The 14,296-nt window shown below is 40.2% G+C and carries 15 protein-coding genes and 2 pseudogenes; 10 read left to right on the top strand and 7 right to left on the bottom strand.

All coding sequences use genetic code 11. From position 1 onward, the window contains the following. Positions 1–16 precede the first annotated feature (16 nt). A complete protein-coding gene (gene glnA / locus NSQ91_RS18065; protein WP_036687730.1) occupies positions 17–1,345 on the top strand; it encodes a type I glutamate--ammonia ligase in 1,329 nt (442 codons plus the stop codon). A 117-nt stretch (positions 1,346–1,462) separates the two neighbouring features. Here glnA and NSQ91_RS18060 read toward each other — a convergent pair. Next, a pseudogene (locus NSQ91_RS18060) lies at positions 1,463–1,738 on the bottom strand (tyrosine-type recombinase/integrase); the annotation flags it as partial. A 209-nt stretch (positions 1,739–1,947) separates the two neighbouring features. Next, positions 1,948–2,127: pseudogene (locus NSQ91_RS18055) on the bottom strand (YHYH domain-containing protein); the annotation flags it as partial. Between the two features lie 186 nt (positions 2,128–2,313). Between NSQ91_RS18055 and NSQ91_RS18050 the strand changes: the two are divergent. From NSQ91_RS18050 to NSQ91_RS18040, 3 genes are all read left to right on the top strand, one after another. After that, complete coding sequence (locus NSQ91_RS18050; protein WP_076220482.1) at positions 2,314–3,081, top strand: nucleotidyltransferase domain-containing protein; 768 nt, start codon at positions 2,314–2,316, stop codon at positions 3,079–3,081. Between the two features lie 286 nt (positions 3,082–3,367). After that, a complete protein-coding gene (locus NSQ91_RS18045) occupies positions 3,368–4,150 on the top strand; it encodes an SDR family oxidoreductase (RefSeq protein ID WP_076220481.1) in 783 nt (260 codons plus the stop codon). Between the two features lie 1,698 nt (positions 4,151–5,848). Then, positions 5,849–6,070 carry a hypothetical protein gene (locus tag NSQ91_RS18040; RefSeq protein WP_076281708.1) on the top strand — a complete coding sequence of 74 codons (222 nt, stop codon included), beginning with the start codon at positions 5,849–5,851 and terminating at the stop codon, positions 6,068–6,070. A 109-nt stretch (positions 6,071–6,179) separates the two neighbouring features. On the opposite strand, the gene NSQ91_RS18035 is transcribed toward NSQ91_RS18040, so the two are convergent. Beyond that, a complete protein-coding gene (locus tag NSQ91_RS18035; RefSeq protein ID WP_076220480.1) occupies positions 6,180–6,656 on the bottom strand; it encodes a ferritin-like domain-containing protein in 477 nt (158 codons plus the stop codon). A gap of 1,417 nt (positions 6,657–8,073) precedes the next feature. On the opposite strand from NSQ91_RS18035, the gene NSQ91_RS18030 reads away from it, so the two are divergent. The 4 genes from NSQ91_RS18030 to NSQ91_RS18015 all read left to right on the top strand — a co-directional run bounded on the left by NSQ91_RS18030 (position 8,074) and on the right by NSQ91_RS18015 (position 10,700). Then, the gene (locus tag NSQ91_RS18030) at positions 8,074–8,763 is read left to right on the top strand and encodes a hypothetical protein (RefSeq protein WP_076128397.1); all 690 of its coding nucleotides are present in this window, start codon (positions 8,074–8,076) and stop codon (positions 8,761–8,763) included. A 426-nt stretch (positions 8,764–9,189) separates the two neighbouring features. Next, on the top strand, positions 9,190–9,393 hold the full coding sequence (locus tag NSQ91_RS18025) for a DUF5316 domain-containing protein (RefSeq protein ID WP_076184440.1): 204 nt from the start codon (positions 9,190–9,192) through the stop codon (positions 9,391–9,393). A gap of 32 nt (positions 9,394–9,425) precedes the next feature. Next, on the top strand, positions 9,426–9,917 hold the full coding sequence (locus NSQ91_RS18020) for a cupin domain-containing protein (RefSeq protein ID WP_076304083.1): 492 nt from the start codon (positions 9,426–9,428) through the stop codon (positions 9,915–9,917). Continuing rightward, positions 9,918–10,700 carry an MBL fold metallo-hydrolase gene (locus NSQ91_RS18015; RefSeq protein ID WP_076304084.1) on the top strand — a complete coding sequence of 261 codons (783 nt, stop codon included), beginning with the start codon at positions 9,918–9,920 and terminating at the stop codon, positions 10,698–10,700. Positions 10,701–10,805: 105 nt separating this feature from the next. On the opposite strand, the gene NSQ91_RS18010 is transcribed toward NSQ91_RS18015, so the two are convergent. The 4 genes from NSQ91_RS18010 to lexA form a co-directional block, all read right to left on the bottom strand. Then, positions 10,806–11,384, bottom strand: a complete 579-nt coding sequence (locus tag NSQ91_RS18010) for a hypothetical protein (protein ID WP_076128403.1) — start codon at positions 11,382–11,384, stop codon at positions 10,806–10,808. Positions 11,385–11,606: 222 nt separating this feature from the next. Continuing rightward, positions 11,607–11,987, bottom strand: a complete 381-nt coding sequence (locus NSQ91_RS18005) for a hypothetical protein (RefSeq protein WP_139329870.1) — start codon at positions 11,985–11,987, stop codon at positions 11,607–11,609. A gap of 150 nt (positions 11,988–12,137) precedes the next feature. Beyond that, the gene (locus NSQ91_RS18000; RefSeq protein ID WP_076128407.1) at positions 12,138–12,476 is read right to left on the bottom strand and encodes a L,D-transpeptidase; all 339 of its coding nucleotides are present in this window, start codon (positions 12,474–12,476) and stop codon (positions 12,138–12,140) included. Positions 12,477–12,655: 179 nt separating this feature from the next. Then, positions 12,656–13,282, bottom strand: a complete 627-nt coding sequence (gene lexA / locus NSQ91_RS17995) for a transcriptional repressor LexA (protein WP_036687720.1) — start codon at positions 13,280–13,282, stop codon at positions 12,656–12,658. 251 nt (positions 13,283–13,533) lie between these two features. Between lexA and NSQ91_RS17990 the strand changes: the two genes are divergently transcribed. Continuing rightward, the gene (locus NSQ91_RS17990) at positions 13,534–13,947 is read left to right on the top strand and encodes a LysM peptidoglycan-binding domain-containing protein (protein ID WP_036687719.1); all 414 of its coding nucleotides are present in this window, start codon (positions 13,534–13,536) and stop codon (positions 13,945–13,947) included. A gap of 109 nt (positions 13,948–14,056) precedes the next feature. After that, positions 14,057–14,266: a DUF896 domain-containing protein gene (locus NSQ91_RS17985; RefSeq protein ID WP_036687717.1), complete on the top strand. Its 210-nt coding sequence runs from the start codon at positions 14,057–14,059 to the stop codon at positions 14,264–14,266. The last annotated feature ends 30 nt before the right edge of the window (positions 14,267–14,296 follow it).

Raw genomic sequence — 14,296 nt, 5'->3', positions numbered from 1 at the left:
AAAGGGAGAGGATCACGTGAGCTTTTCTAAAGAGGATATTTTACGCATTGCCAAGGAAGAGAATGTTCGTTTCATTCGTCTGCAATTTACAGATCTGTTAGGTACTATCAAGAATGTAGAGATTCCGGTTAGCCAATTGGAAAAAGCACTCGACAACAAAATGATGTTTGATGGTTCCTCCATCGAAGGTTATGTACGGATTGAAGAATCCGATATGTATCTCTTCCCAGACCTTGATACTTGGGTAATCTTCCCTTGGGTGACTGATAGCCGTGTTGCACGTCTGATTTGTGACGTGTATATGCCGGATGGTACTCCATTTGCTGGAGACCCACGTGGTATCCTGAAGCGTTGTCTGAAGGAAGCCGAAGAAATGGGCTTTACAGCGATGAATGTTGGACCTGAACCTGAATTCTTCTTGTTCAAAACAGACGAAAGAGGTAACCCAACTACAGAATTGAATGACCAAGGTGGTTATTTCGACTTAGCTCCTACAGACTTAGGGGAAAACTGCCGTCGTGAAATCGTATTGACCCTTGAAGAAATGGGCTTTGAAATCGAAGCTTCCCACCATGAAGTGGCTTCCGGCCAGCATGAAATTGATTTCAAATATGCTGACGCGATCACTTCTGCTGACCAAATTCAAACCTTTAAGCTCGTCGTGAAGACGGTTGCCCGTCAACATGGCTTGCATGCAACTTTTATGCCTAAACCATTGTTTGGTATTAACGGATCTGGTATGCACGCTCACCAATCCTTGTTTAATGGCAAAGAAAACATGTTCTACGATGAAAGTGACAAGCTAGGTCTGAGCAAAACTGCACGTTATTATATGGCTGGTATTTTGAAGCACGCTCGTGCTTTTGCAGCGATTACTAACCCAACAGTGAACTCTTACAAACGCCTTGTTCCTGGCTATGAAGCACCTTGTTACGTAGCTTGGTCTGCAAGTAACCGTAGCCCGATGATTCGTATCCCAGCTTCGAGAGGGCTTAGCACACGTGTTGAAGTTCGTAACCCGGACCCGGCAGCTAACCCATACCTCGCACTTGCTGTTATGTTGAAAGCAGGGCTAGACGGAATTAAGCGTAAGCTTGATCTTCCAGCTCCTATTGACCGTAACATCTATGTGATGTCTGAGGAAGAGCGTATTGAAGAAGGCATCCCAAGCTTGCCATCCGATTTGAAAGAAGCGCTAAGCGAAATGATTCGCAGCCATGTAATTACCGAAGCTCTCGGCGAACATGCGCTGGCTCACTTCTACGAGCTGAAAGAAATCGAATGGGATATCTATCGTACACAAGTTCATGAGTGGGAAAGAAACCAATACATGACGCTTTACTAGAACCTTTAAACCCTTGGCGCTCTAAGCGTTGAGGGTTTTTTTTGTGGGGGTAAGGATGATAGGAGATATTGTAGAGGTTTATGAACACCTCCGTAATGCCCCCAAAAAATGTAGTGATCATTCGAGGATGCTTCTCATATGAGCTTCAAATTTATCCATGCTGCTTTCATTTATTTTCTTTGAAATATGTGTGTATATGTTCGCTGTGATTCTCATACTACCGTGACCTAAACGTTCTAGTACATACTTCATATCGTTACCAGCCTCAAGTATAAGAACAGCATGAGTGTGACGAAAAGAATGAATCGGCATCGCCGGGAGACCAATACGTTTCAAAATTCGCGAAAAAGAATTGAATAAAGAAGATTTCGGCATGAAATTACCATCATCTCTAGAAAGAACTAAGTTTAACTTATGTTTATAGGAACCCTTCTAAGCTAATTTATTTTGGTTCTGATATTTAATGTGTTGCTTTAGATCGCTAATGATAGATTGACTAATTTTTATCGTTCGTTGCGAATTAAACGTTTTTGTATCTCCGAATAGAGTTGCTTCATCCTCAGCTGAAAAATCTAACGTCTTACAAATGTGGCAGCCGGTTTAGAATCTGAACCTCCACCGTTGTGGTAATGGTATTCTCCGTTTTCCAGTCCCCACTTTGCGCAATTTGTGCGGCAATAATGACCCCCATTTGCATCTGTGCGTCCTGGATGTGCCTCAGCAAGTACAGGCATCAATAATAAGAAAAGTGACATGAAGATTGGAACAATAATTCTTTTCATAAAAAATAAATACCCCAATGTTTGATTCTTGGAGTAGTCTATCAGAATACATTTTCACTTATCCCTTATTAAGCTAACTGGGCAGGATAGTTGAATGATTTCGCGAATAATTTAAGTCATGACGAATTTACGAAGTTCGCAAAAAGGCGTTAGCCGAAAGAAGTTCTTAGTTTAGGAGGAGTCTATATGATATTAGAAAAAGTTATAAATAGAATTGAAATACAAAGTGAATATAAGGATTTTGTTGATAAGTATATAGATAATATACTTACCGAATTCAAAGGTAAGATTCATAGCATTTATATGTGTGGCTCGATTCCAAAAGGAACTGCTAAACCTTTTAAGTCAGATGCAGACTTTACTATTGTATGTGTAAATCCCAAAGATATTGATTACGAAAGATTGTCAAATATTAAAGACAGGCTTTTGGAAGAATATCCAATAGTAACTAAGATTGATACGATAATTTGCTCGATTGACGATGTATTAAGTAAACCAAATGAGTGGGGTTTTTGGGTAAAGATAATTTGTGTTTGCATATATGGTCATGACGTTGGTGAAAAAGTACCACCGATAATTATTTCTCCAGAGTTCATTTTAGACTTAAATACAGAGACCAAGGAGGAAGTAGATCGTATACATAGTTTACTTTCTAATGCTAGTGATAACACAATGAAAACTAGATATATTAAAGGTTACTCTAAGAGATTAATTCGTGCATTATACTCTTTGGTTTTAGAAGATACAGGTGTATGGCAAGATGACATTATTAAGATGAAGAATGCCATATTAAACTATTGTGACATTGACTCCGCTTTAGTTGATTATCTGTATGCTTGTTACTTGGATAGTAATGTACTTGTTGAAGAGTTTCTGGGAATTGCAGATGAAGTATATAGCTATTTTGAGAACGCCTTAAATACAATGGCTGCTTCCAGAACTTCCTTCGGCTAACACCATATTGACGCTCCGGGTCACTCTGAGAAGCGAGTGACCACATCCAGCCCCCTAAGCCCGTCGGGACGTCACTGCGTTAGGTGTTCGGCAAGTCTCACAACTATAAGCAGCGACTCTAATTAAAACATAAGACTATTGAGCTAACGGGAACTTTAGTTGAATAATACACATTAATGAGCAGGCGCTACGGTAGCCTGCTGTTTTCATTGAAGTAACGGGCAGATTTGCACAATAGTCACCGCAGTTTAATGCGACTTCAAAATAAAAAGGAGAGAAAAGGCCCATGAATACTACACTTGGCAGATTAACAGGTCGAATCGCAATAGTAACAGGTGCAAGTCGCAGCACAGGAATCGGTGCTGCAGTGTGCAAAGAGTTGGCCTATCTAGGCGCTGATGTATTTTTTACACACTGGGTTAGTTACGATCAACAGATGCCCTGGGGTAGCAATAACGAGGAGCAAAAGCAACTTTGTGAGGAAATACGTGCCATGGGCGTTCGTTGCGAACACCTAATGATGGATCTTTCTGCACCTGAAAGCTTTGTGGATTTATTAAATAACGTTGAGCAGAAGCTAGGAGAACCTTCCATTCTTGTTAACAATGCTTGTTATTCGGTTAACGATGACTTAACCACGATTACCCCAGAGTCTTTGGATGCACACTACGCAATTAATGTTAGGGCGGTAACTATGCTTAGTGTGGAATTCGCTAGACGGTTTACGCAATCGGCAGGTGGTCGAGTTATTAATATGACATCGGGCCAATCACTAGGCCCCATGGCTGGTGAAATCTCGTATGCCACAACGAAAGGGGCAATAGATGCTTTCACACGAACTTTTGCAGCAGAGGTGGGTCCGAAAGGCATCACCGTAAATGCGATAAATCCTGGACCCACAGACACCGGCTGGATGACTCCTGACCTACGACAGCAGTTATCTAAGCAATTTGTAACAGGTAGAGTAGGATTGCCTAAGGATGCAGCTCGTCTGGTTGCATTCTTAGCCACCGATGATGGGGAGTGGATTACCGGCCAAGTTTTACATTCCACGGGTGGATTCAACTAACGGAGAACGATAGCTCAATGAGACACCTAGCTAATACGATTGTGAAAATCGCCTCGTCAGTGATAATGCTGACGAGGCATTATAATTTGATGGGTCTTATATCAAATTCAGCCCATCCTGGTGGCAGTGATTCGAAGTCGACTTCTTCGAGGGCTTCTGGTTAAATAATTATTAGTAACGGTTCATATATGTCAATCAACGCACCTATACGTTCGCTGATACCAATAAAAGTACCAATAGCTACAATACTTCCGCACCTTCCACCAAATCCGCTATCGTGATTGTCACAGATATGCACGGACTGTCCCGGCTTTAAATCTTCCCATCTCATAATTTAGGGGGTGCTCCTTGTTCTTCAAAAGTTCTCTGGGACATTCCAAAGTAAGCAGCCCTGTCATTTGAGTAATGGTTCTGTCGTTGTATCGGTAGCATCAGTGGCGTCTCCGGGAAACTATTTTCGTTTGCCGCGCGGGCGACGTTTTATGGTTCCTTTTTTCTTGTCCTTTAGTAGTAGATAAGCTGTGTAACATTGAATTGCTGCTGTTAGGAGTTGTACCATGTAGAAGAGTCATCACAGGGATAACCTGAACTGCTCTTTTATTGCTCAAAAAATTTTGTTTTATCTGTAATCAACTCTACGAGTAAGCGTCATAATAAAACCTTGCTGACCATGATGGTAGCAGGGTTTTTGTTCATACATTAAATTTCTTCCCTCACGGAGGCAATGGATCCTATGATACATCCACCAATGATTCCGGAACGAAGCCAATTAGCGATGGTTATCCGATATCTAAAGTTAATTTTAACGGCGATGATTCTCCCAATACGATTTTCAAGCCACTTTTAAGATAGCGATATTCTGGATTCTATTCCCTAGATTGAAATCTTCAATTGCATTTGTAGTACCTCTTCTGATTGAAAATTGGGCTATATTTCCTGCACACATAAACGCCCACAAAATGCTCACAAATAATAGAAGGAAGACATTGAAATCCGTAATCGTTTTCTCAGAGAACCCTTTATTTTAACGGAGTTAGGTACTATTCAGACCATTAAAAAAAGGCAAACTGTAAATTGTACTCAGGTTCATGAGTTGGAAAGAAACCAATATATGACGCTTTACTAGAACCTTTAAACCCTTAACGCCTTTGGTGTTGAGGGTTTTTTTGTGTGTGGGGGTAAGGATAGGAGATATTGTAGAGGTTTATGGACGCCCCCGTAATGCCCCCAAAAAATGTAGTGATCATTCGAGGATACTTCTCATATGAGCTTCAAATTTCTCCATACTGCTTTCATTTATTTTCTTTGAAATATGTGTACATGTGCGCTGTGATTCTTATGCTACCATGACCTAAACGTGTTATTCCAAAGCTTGAAAGGGGTAATAAGCTGGCTAAACGATTTTATGAATTGGACTATAAGAATGCTCTCCAACTTGGGACAAGCCATTTTCGCGACAGGTAAAACTTCTTAGCCTCTTATAAGGAGAATGCTATGACTCAGTCAAATGATTGAATTTTTGAATTGCGAGCACGGCCTTTTGATAAATTTCACTCGTATGTTTCGTTATCGATAATCAATTCAAAGGCGAATCCAAAGCATGCGTTACCTTTGAATTCGTTCTTGACTAAAATGTAAAAAAGCCAGAAGGCTTAACACCATCTAGCTTAGCTGCATAGCGAAAAGTGGATTATTAGGATGAGGGCAAAGAATATGGTTTTTGAGGGAATTGTGCTGCAGACCATAGTCCGACAGTTGGAAAGTAAACGTTCGATCATATACGAAGTATCAGAAAGAAATGCGGGGAATAATGGTGGTATGGATAGAGCTGACGCATCGTTCACACACATCGTGGGCGGGACATTTGATTGGATCGAGAATGTGGATGAGTTCAACGTGTTAGGGAAGGCGCCGTCATGACACAGGTACAAGATAAGACTTACATTTGCACTCGAGAGAAGGCAGAGGGGACACGCTTAATATTATGAAAGTAAAGTTGTGTATTTCTGAAGGGCAGTCGATACAATGACTACTGATTTGCAGCTGAATTTAGTATCAATAAATTATTATACTTCGCTGCATGCTTTTGCTCATCGAGAATAATGCCATATAAAGTATCCTTATAAACGCCATACGGAAGACCGAACCATATCTTTCGATACTTTTCAACCGCTGACAATTCACCTTGAAAGGCTTTTTGCAAACCATTGTTATACGAATTAACTTGTTCAGGGACTTCGTCGCTAACTCCTGTCACTTCATGTCCTGTCAATTCTCTGTACATTTGTCGAAACATAAGATTATGCCCACGTTCATCATTCCGAATAGAAGTAATAACTTCAGCTTGTTCTTTATTCGGAGCAAGTTGAATGAGTTGGTCATAAAAAAGTTCGTCATTTCGTTCACCTTGGACTGAAGTCCTCATTAATTCAAGAGCCTCTTGAGTTGAAGTTGCCCAAATGGGGACAAATTGAGATCTGAACCAATAAGGATACACCATATACATTAGCAAAACCTCCAATAATTTATAAGTATTCTATCAACAATCATATGCTCGCTAACTGATTGTATGAGCATGATCTCACTTCTTACTTTTTCTTAATTAGACCAAAGTCAAAAAAGTGGACGGTAAGAAATAGATTTTCTAGTAAATTGCTCAGCAAAACGAGCAGGTGAAAGATACCTTATCGATCCATACATTCGTTTGCGCACAATTGGTTTTCCTTATGATTTTCCAGTCGCCATCCAATGATTTCACGTGTTCACAGATTCATTACGCTAGCCAGATACAACCGACATCCCCGGCAAGGAATATATATAATGACAATGACCCAAACCCTGTTGGGTTTGAGAATCTTAAATTGTTGGTTTAAAGTGTTTGTAGCGATGGGATTATTATGCTTTTACGGGCTCCTCCGGTTGTGGAATCAACAAAGTCAACGGGCTATGTGGGAGCTGCAGCTCAGGGAAGATGAACGTGGATTTAATCTAGCTTTTAGTGATATCAGCAGCTTAGTGACTAAGTGCCGCTTTAGTAACTGTAATCTAACTGTAATCTTAAACTGATAAAACTTTAACGCCTTTGCCATTGAGGGTTTACTTTGTTTTTGTATAGGCAGCCTGCTGGCCTTTTGAGTATCATTTATGATATACCTATAAAACGCCTACAAACAGTTTGTTAATCGAGGATATTATACAGGCTAATAATTTCGATGTGTAAGAAGTTGGTCATTTATCATAAATAATGGGATATCATGGGAGATAGAAGAATTAAATGCAGAGACGGAGGAGTGAATTTGGATATAGTTTGGTCAAACTTAATATTAACTTTGATAATTTTCGGGATATTAGTGGTTTTGATTTTTAAAGGTATTAGTTATTTAGTAAGAAGTTATAAATCAAAAAAATAACTCTATAGACGATTATACATAGTCATGGTCAGTCATTGGTTATATTCCCGCATCGCTCTGACTATAAAAGGATTTATCAAAGAGTATTGACACAAGACCTGAGTTACAGATCATTGAGAACGGCGATTTACAGACCCCCCGCGGTTGGCTGTGAGTCGCTATTTAATTTTTTTCTGAAAATGTGTTAAGTAAAGTGTTTTGTGGAATTTGTTTTACTTAATTGTTGTATCGTCTACCTTGCTCTTGCTCAGTCCAATTAACCTTATGAAACCGAGAAGAACTAAGATCTCATGGGTCACTTTATGGAATCTGGTGGCATTAATTAAGATAGTAGGTGCCCGAATCGTCCGGGAACAATTTGAATTTCGAGCACAACTCCATAGCTGTAAATAAGAACGAGTCGATTGTTTGAAATTTTTCAATCCGTAGCAATAAAATTGAGAAAAGTTTGAAGAATAAGAGGACACGTCACTCATGTGGGTAATAACTAATATAGTAATAAGGAGGTGCGTAATGAAAAAAATATTATTAACTACAGTTACTAGTATTCTTCTGTCTTCCTCAATTCTCGGTGCATGTAGTAACAATAAAACAACAGACGAGGCAAAACCTACAGCGTCAAGTGCAGCGACAATGCCAGTTGTTGAAGCTACAAGCACTCCTGAACCTTCTGCTACTCCTTCTATGGAGGCGCAGGAGTCCGCCAGTCCGGAGGCCACTGATCCTCTAACATCCGATCGGCCAAAGACCAAAGCATTTGGTGAACAGGAGGGAGGGGTCTCAGGGCAAGAAGGTACACTTGGGAAAGGTGATGGATATTCCCTGTATGTTTTTCAGGGTTTCACACTAGACTCACAGTCTGGTCGTTTATCATTAACTGAGGATCCAACCTATTATGCCGAAATTAAACACTTACCTGCCGATTACGATCTTACAGCTTTGAAGCAGCAGGGACAAACCGAGCTTTCTGCAATTGGCAAAGCAAACGACCATAGCGGGGAACTAATTGAACATCCTCTAGGTTTTGCTGAACTATATCTGCAGGCAACTGGTGATAAAGGGATAGAAGATTATATGGTCTGGAAGAATCAGGCGGGGGAAGCTTTTCTTTTTCGGATACACAATCCTAAGGGGGATTCGTCGAATAAGTTTGCACCTTGGGTGATGGTTTCACTGGCAACACTTGAACTTGAAAGGAATTAAGTGTGATCAGAGCCGTAGGAGTTGTGCGGAGTAGAAGGGGTGTGCCATAACCATAATCAAAAAATGGTTGTTGGCTCACTTCTTCTTCTTTTTTGGTACCTTACTTCATTCGAACGCCAATTTCCGTTTGCTGAGGTTGCAAATTTCGCGTATCAGCCCGCTATAGGACCCAACAGACCTTATATGGAGCTTTATCTCACATTTGGGATACTAAAGGACTCCATAGTCGCTATTGGCATTAAAAACACTCAATATGAGCCTCATCCTTAGGAATAACGTCACTGGAGTCCGAAACCATGCTTCAAAGGCTCAAAATTAGCAAATAGCGTCATCTGGGTCCGAAAGTCATGGCACGTAGTAGAGGGATTTAATGTTAAAATATCTTATATATAGATAACTAATTCTTTCCTGGGAAGGAGTAAGTTCATGCAAATTTTTATTTACATAGGATTGGGCTTCTTTATAATTTCAGGTATATGTGTTGGAGCCTTCACGACAGGTACACAACAAAGAGGTAACTTTTATTCGGAATCTAAGCAAGACCGTAAAGCTAAAAACAAAGTAGCGAATTGGTCCGCTTTAGGTGGTCTTATTTCATTAGCTGTAGCTGGGATTCTTTATTTGTTGTAAATGAACGCACAACATAAGGAGGAGTGTTGCAGATGGTGAAGATTTTTAATGAAAATACGGTCTCTTTTACACAAAAACAGTCCCCGATCCTAGAGTTTGCTTGGCATACGAGTGAAAGGTTAGCTGAAATGGTGGGCTCCAAGCATTTAGTTTTTGATATCAGATCTTTAGATCCTGATAAATATTCTTTTCCTTATCATTTTCATAGAAATGCTGAAGAAATATTTGTGATTTTAGCGGGAAAAGCGATGTTAAGAACACCCGAGGGTTTTACGGAGGTTACTGAAGGGGATGTAATATTTTTTGAAATGGGACCGGAAGGGGCGCACCAGCTTTATAATCATTCCGATGCACCATGCAGGTATCTGGATCTCCGAACGAATCAGGGAATAGATATTTGCGAATATCCAGACTCAGGCAAAATCAACATTTTGCCCTATCAAGAAATCTATCAAGCGGATGAACAGGCGGATTATTGTAAGGGAGAAGAGCATGTAAGGGAAAAATGGAATGGGGGAGCGTAATTGATTAAAGATCGTTGGTTTACAGTAACGGAAATTGATCCGACCACCTATGCAATCAGTGAATATGGACATTGGGAAAAGGTGCATTGTTTTTTACTCTTGGGGCAAAAACAAGCCGCGTTAATTGATACGGGATTAGGTATTGATAATATAAAAAGAATAACGGATCAGTTAACGGATTTACCTATCGCTGTCATAACTACGCATGTGCATGCAGATCATATTGGCAGTCATGGGCAATTCGAGACAATCTATGTACATAAAGAGGATGCGGATTGGCTGATTAACGGAATAAAAGGCTTGTCCCTTGCCCAGATTCGTAAAGATATGAGCCGGGACATCAGCCTTCCTGTTCCTGAAACCTTTGATCCTAACACCTACATACCTTTTCAAGGGAAACCAACAGCTCTTTTACAAGAAGGGGATGTGCTCGACATAGGCGGGCGTAAAATAGAAATATACCACACACCAGGTCATTCGCCAGGTCATATCAGCCTTTTTGATCATGCCAACGGATATCTGTTTACAGGTGATTTATTGTATGACGTTACGCCAATCTATGCCTTTTACCCTTCGACTAGTCCGGTTGATTTAGTGGCATCCTTAGAAAAGATTACGGAAATTCCAGGAGTTACCCAAGTATTCGGTTCTCATAATACACTGGGTTTAGATCCATCTATTTTACAAGAGGTCAAAAAAGCGGTTCGTGAGTTACGTGAGCAAAAGGTAGTAGCACATGGTACGGGCATTCACCAGTTTGATGGGTTTAGTGTGCAATTTTAGATTTTTTTATGTCGAAAACAAATGGGGGTATGGCGATATGGCGTCTACATCAAAGGCTTTTGCGAAAAATAATTCACACATCTTATTGCGCAAAAAGCAACTTAATTATTCAGATACGATTGACCTGAACAGTGCATGTAATTGTTGTACTTGGGAGTAAGCTTCCTTGTACTGGTTGTCGGATTGTTGAATAGGCAATAAACCCGGCAAGAAGGAGATACAATACACAGGCGTTTCTTTGCTGTTCATATATATTTTAAGCGTAAGCTCTTCTATCACATTAGCTTCTTCATCGGTGTCCTTAAGGACATTAATATCTGCACTTGTTGCAGTAGTTTTGCTGTTTTGATGTCTTTTGGATACTTTTGAAAGGGTAAGTGCGTTAACCACAATCTCGGATCCCATTACATTATCAAATGAGTATAGCTTTGCTACTGCTTTTTTGTTACTCTTCGGATTTTTGGTGCCAATTGCTAATTTTTTATTAGGCTCGTTAAGTGCGATCAAGTGAGATTGATTGGGGGGAATGAATGTTTTGGTGAAGCTGATGTTAAAAGATGAGGTCGCATTAACTAGCTTAGAAATTTCAGATGAAGCAGATAGCGTTTTCAATTTTATAATGGCGGCACTTAGAATTAAAACAACTCCTAAAATAGCAAATAAGTACATCAGGATAATCAGCATATAATCACACCTCCTAGTTATCTCATTAGACTCAAATTGTTGCTTATTGAAAGATATGCCTGAATGATCCCCACTAGTATCTTTTAAAAGGGGAATTCGTGGAATTATAGGATCGGCTTCACGATTAACCCAAAAAAAGCACCCAGAGAAACCTTCCGATTCTGCAAATGATGCAAAATTGGGGGTTGCTGCAAGGGTGCTTTTTAAGGTGATTATGTAAACCTATAGAAAATTGAAGGCAGTGATATGATCAGTATAAACAATCAGCTGTTTGTATTCGATCGGAGTTCCATAACTTGCATAAGGTCTTACAGTAACGTCATTGAGGACAACAAAGTTATAGCTGAAATTTTTATCAGGGTGTTCTGCTCCCAAATAAGATATGTATTCGTCTACAATTACATCATCCATCAACGATTTTAAATCAAATACATCCTCTTTGTTGGAGACGGTTGGAGAGACGATTCCCTGAATGCTGCCAAAAGAGGTGAGCAAATTCACTTTTTTTCCACTAGCTTGTTCATCATTTAAAAGTAAACCGGACAGCTTACCCAGTGCATCGACTTTAAAATCGACGAGGGTTCTAATTTTTGAATTATTCAAACTAAACACATCCTTTTCAATTTGCAATCCTGTTAACAATATTCGACATATAATCATCAAACTCCTAGTATGCTAATGAAAAAATACTTACTTATGTAATGACCCCCATTTTTTAATGTGATTTGGGGGTTGCCGAGCCTCCATTCGAATTTAATTTCTTATCGTTACTCGTGTGCCTATTGGGACAATAGCAGCGAGTGCTAACACATCCTCGTTGTACATCCGGATGCAGCCGTGGGACACCTCTTTCCCAATGGAGGAAGGGTCATTGTTTCCATGAATTCCGTAGTGTGGTTTAGACAGTCCCATCCAAAAGACACCGAAGGGACCCCCTGGGTCGGGTTGTTTGTTAATAATAGTGAATTCTCCCACCGGGGATTGGGTTAACATCTTACCGATGCCGACAGGGAAACCTCTAATCACAATATCATTGTCCAGAAGATATAACATTCGTTGGGTCAGATCTACAATAATTCGGTAGTTGGGCATTATACGCAACACTCCTTTCTAATTAGGATATGAGCAGAACGCCTAAAGGGTTATTCATAGAAAATGGCCATTTTAGCCAATGAGAACAAATGTTCGTTTGTGGTTGGAAAAGCAAAAAAAACGTAGAAAAAAGGCTGGTCCGCATATGCGGACCAGCCTTTTATGTTAGAAGTGCATACTTAGTGGATATCTCGAAACAATCCGATGACTCTTCCGAGAATAGTTACGCGATTAAGGCGAAGCGGCTCATAAGCTGGATTCTCCGGCTGAAGCCGTATATGATCACGTTCCTTGTAAAAGGTCTTAACGGTTGCTTCATCTTCTTCGGTCATGGCTACAACGATATCTCCGTTGTCCGCTGTTTGTTGTTGGCGAACAATCACATAGTCACCATTCATAATGCCTGCGTCAACCATACTATCACCCATGACAGACAGCATAAATACTTTGTTGTCACCTACATAGTGAGTAGGAAGTGGGAAGTAGTCTTCGATATTCTCTGTAGCAGTGATAGGTACCCCGGCGGTAACTTTACCTACGACAGGAATCCGTGAGATGGTCTGCGCGAATTGGTGAACATTCTCTGAATCCTCTTGGCCTAGTAATTCTATTGCACGTGGCTTCGTTGGATCTCGACGAATAAGTCCCTTCTTCTCAAGCCGGTCCAAATGACCGTGAACTGTGGAGCTGGAAGCAAGGCCAACAGCTTCTCCAATTTCCCGGACGGAAGGTGGATAACCCTTGCTGCGGACTTCGCTTCGTATAAATTCCAGGATCGCCAGCTGGCGACTTGAAATCTTTGACATTGGAATCAACCCCATATAGTAATGTTTGGGAAAATTATAACATAGAACTACCGTTCGCACAAACATAAGTTCTAACTATTATAAATATTAATCTGCTAGAGTTAAAAAATGGTAGATGAATGATAATAAAATGAACCGTTTGAGTCTCTCGAAAAAAAGAGAACAATTGTTCTGAAATAGTATTGAACAAAACACATGTTCGTGTTATTATGAATTCGAAAGTAAGAACAAGTGTTTGGAGGATGATAATTATGCTAAAATACAGTACATACCGCAGCATCTACGATAAGGCCCCAGTGGTTGAATCTTTAGGACATAATGACGTTGCCCGTAATTCCGCTAAGGTGAAAGAGATAACGGAACGTTTGCTTGGAGGGATGATTTCGTTGTTCCGTCAAGATTTCTTTATTAAGTTAATATTGATTATCGTGCTAGTATTTTCTGGCCTAACAGTAGTGGGAAATGTGTTTGCAGGATCGACGACTATAATGAAGGAAGAGAAGCGGATTGTGGTTGAACGTGGAGATACACTATGGAGTATTGCTCTTAAGAATAAACCTGCTGATATGAAGACAGTTGTTTATATAGAAGGAATTAAACGTTCAAGTGGGATTAAGAGTAGTCAAATTAACGCTGGAGACATACTTACTTTACCTATTTATTAATTTTCTGAGAACATAATAGAATGACCAGTAGAGCTTGCAGGGAGTAGACCTTGACAAGCTCTTTTTCTCATGGCAGAGTTAGAATTAATTTATAGGGGGAGGGAAAGTATTGAATATTGATGAGTTGGTCGCGCGAATTAACGAATTGGCACGCAAACAGAAGAGCGTAGGCCTTAATCAAGAGGAAGTGGCGGAACGCGCCAAGCTTCGTGAAATTTACCTGGGGAATATCCGCAATAACTTCCGAGCACAATTAAATACTATTGAAGTAGTAGATAACGATGAGCATGAACAAGGTAACAAGGGGCTTAAACATTAGCTCGCTGTTCCTTTTCATAGATATTTCAGG

The sequence above is a fragment of the Paenibacillus sp. FSL R7-0048 genome (genome assembly GCF_038004505.1).
Classification (GTDB): Bacteria; Bacillota; Bacilli; order Paenibacillales; family Paenibacillaceae; genus Paenibacillus_AQ; species Paenibacillus_AQ odorifer.
The sequence above is the reverse complement of the archived record's forward strand: the minus strand, read 5'-3'. Positions and strand labels throughout refer to the sequence as shown.

Bases quoted from the DNA above. Each gene is read 5' to 3' on its own strand.
- NSQ91_RS18010 (WP_076128403.1), bottom strand. From the start codon at position 11,384: ATGCTGATTATCCTGATGTACTTATTTGCTATTTTAGGAGTTGTTTTA.
- NSQ91_RS18040 (WP_076281708.1), top strand. From the start codon at position 5,849: ATGAGGGCAAAGAATATGGTTTTTGAGGGAATTGTGCTGCAGACCATA.
- NSQ91_RS18000 (WP_076128407.1), bottom strand. From the start codon at position 12,476: ATGCCCAACTACCGAATTATTGTAGATCTGACCCAACGAATGTTATAT.
- lexA (WP_036687720.1), bottom strand. From the start codon at position 13,282: ATGTCAAAGATTTCAAGTCGCCAGCTGGCGATCCTGGAATTTATACGA.
- NSQ91_RS18030 (WP_076128397.1), top strand. From the start codon at position 8,074: ATGAAAAAAATATTATTAACTACAGTTACTAGTATTCTTCTGTCTTCC.
- NSQ91_RS18025 (WP_076184440.1), top strand. From the start codon at position 9,190: ATGCAAATTTTTATTTACATAGGATTGGGCTTCTTTATAATTTCAGGT.
- NSQ91_RS18020 (WP_076304083.1), top strand. From the start codon at position 9,426: ATGGTGAAGATTTTTAATGAAAATACGGTCTCTTTTACACAAAAACAG.
- NSQ91_RS18050 (WP_076220482.1), top strand. From the start codon at position 2,314: ATGATATTAGAAAAAGTTATAAATAGAATTGAAATACAAAGTGAATAT.
- NSQ91_RS18035 (WP_076220480.1), bottom strand. From the start codon at position 6,656: ATGTATATGGTGTATCCTTATTGGTTCAGATCTCAATTTGTCCCCATT.
- NSQ91_RS18045 (WP_076220481.1), top strand. From the start codon at position 3,368: ATGAATACTACACTTGGCAGATTAACAGGTCGAATCGCAATAGTAACA.
- NSQ91_RS17990 (WP_036687719.1), top strand. From the start codon at position 13,534: ATGCTAAAATACAGTACATACCGCAGCATCTACGATAAGGCCCCAGTG.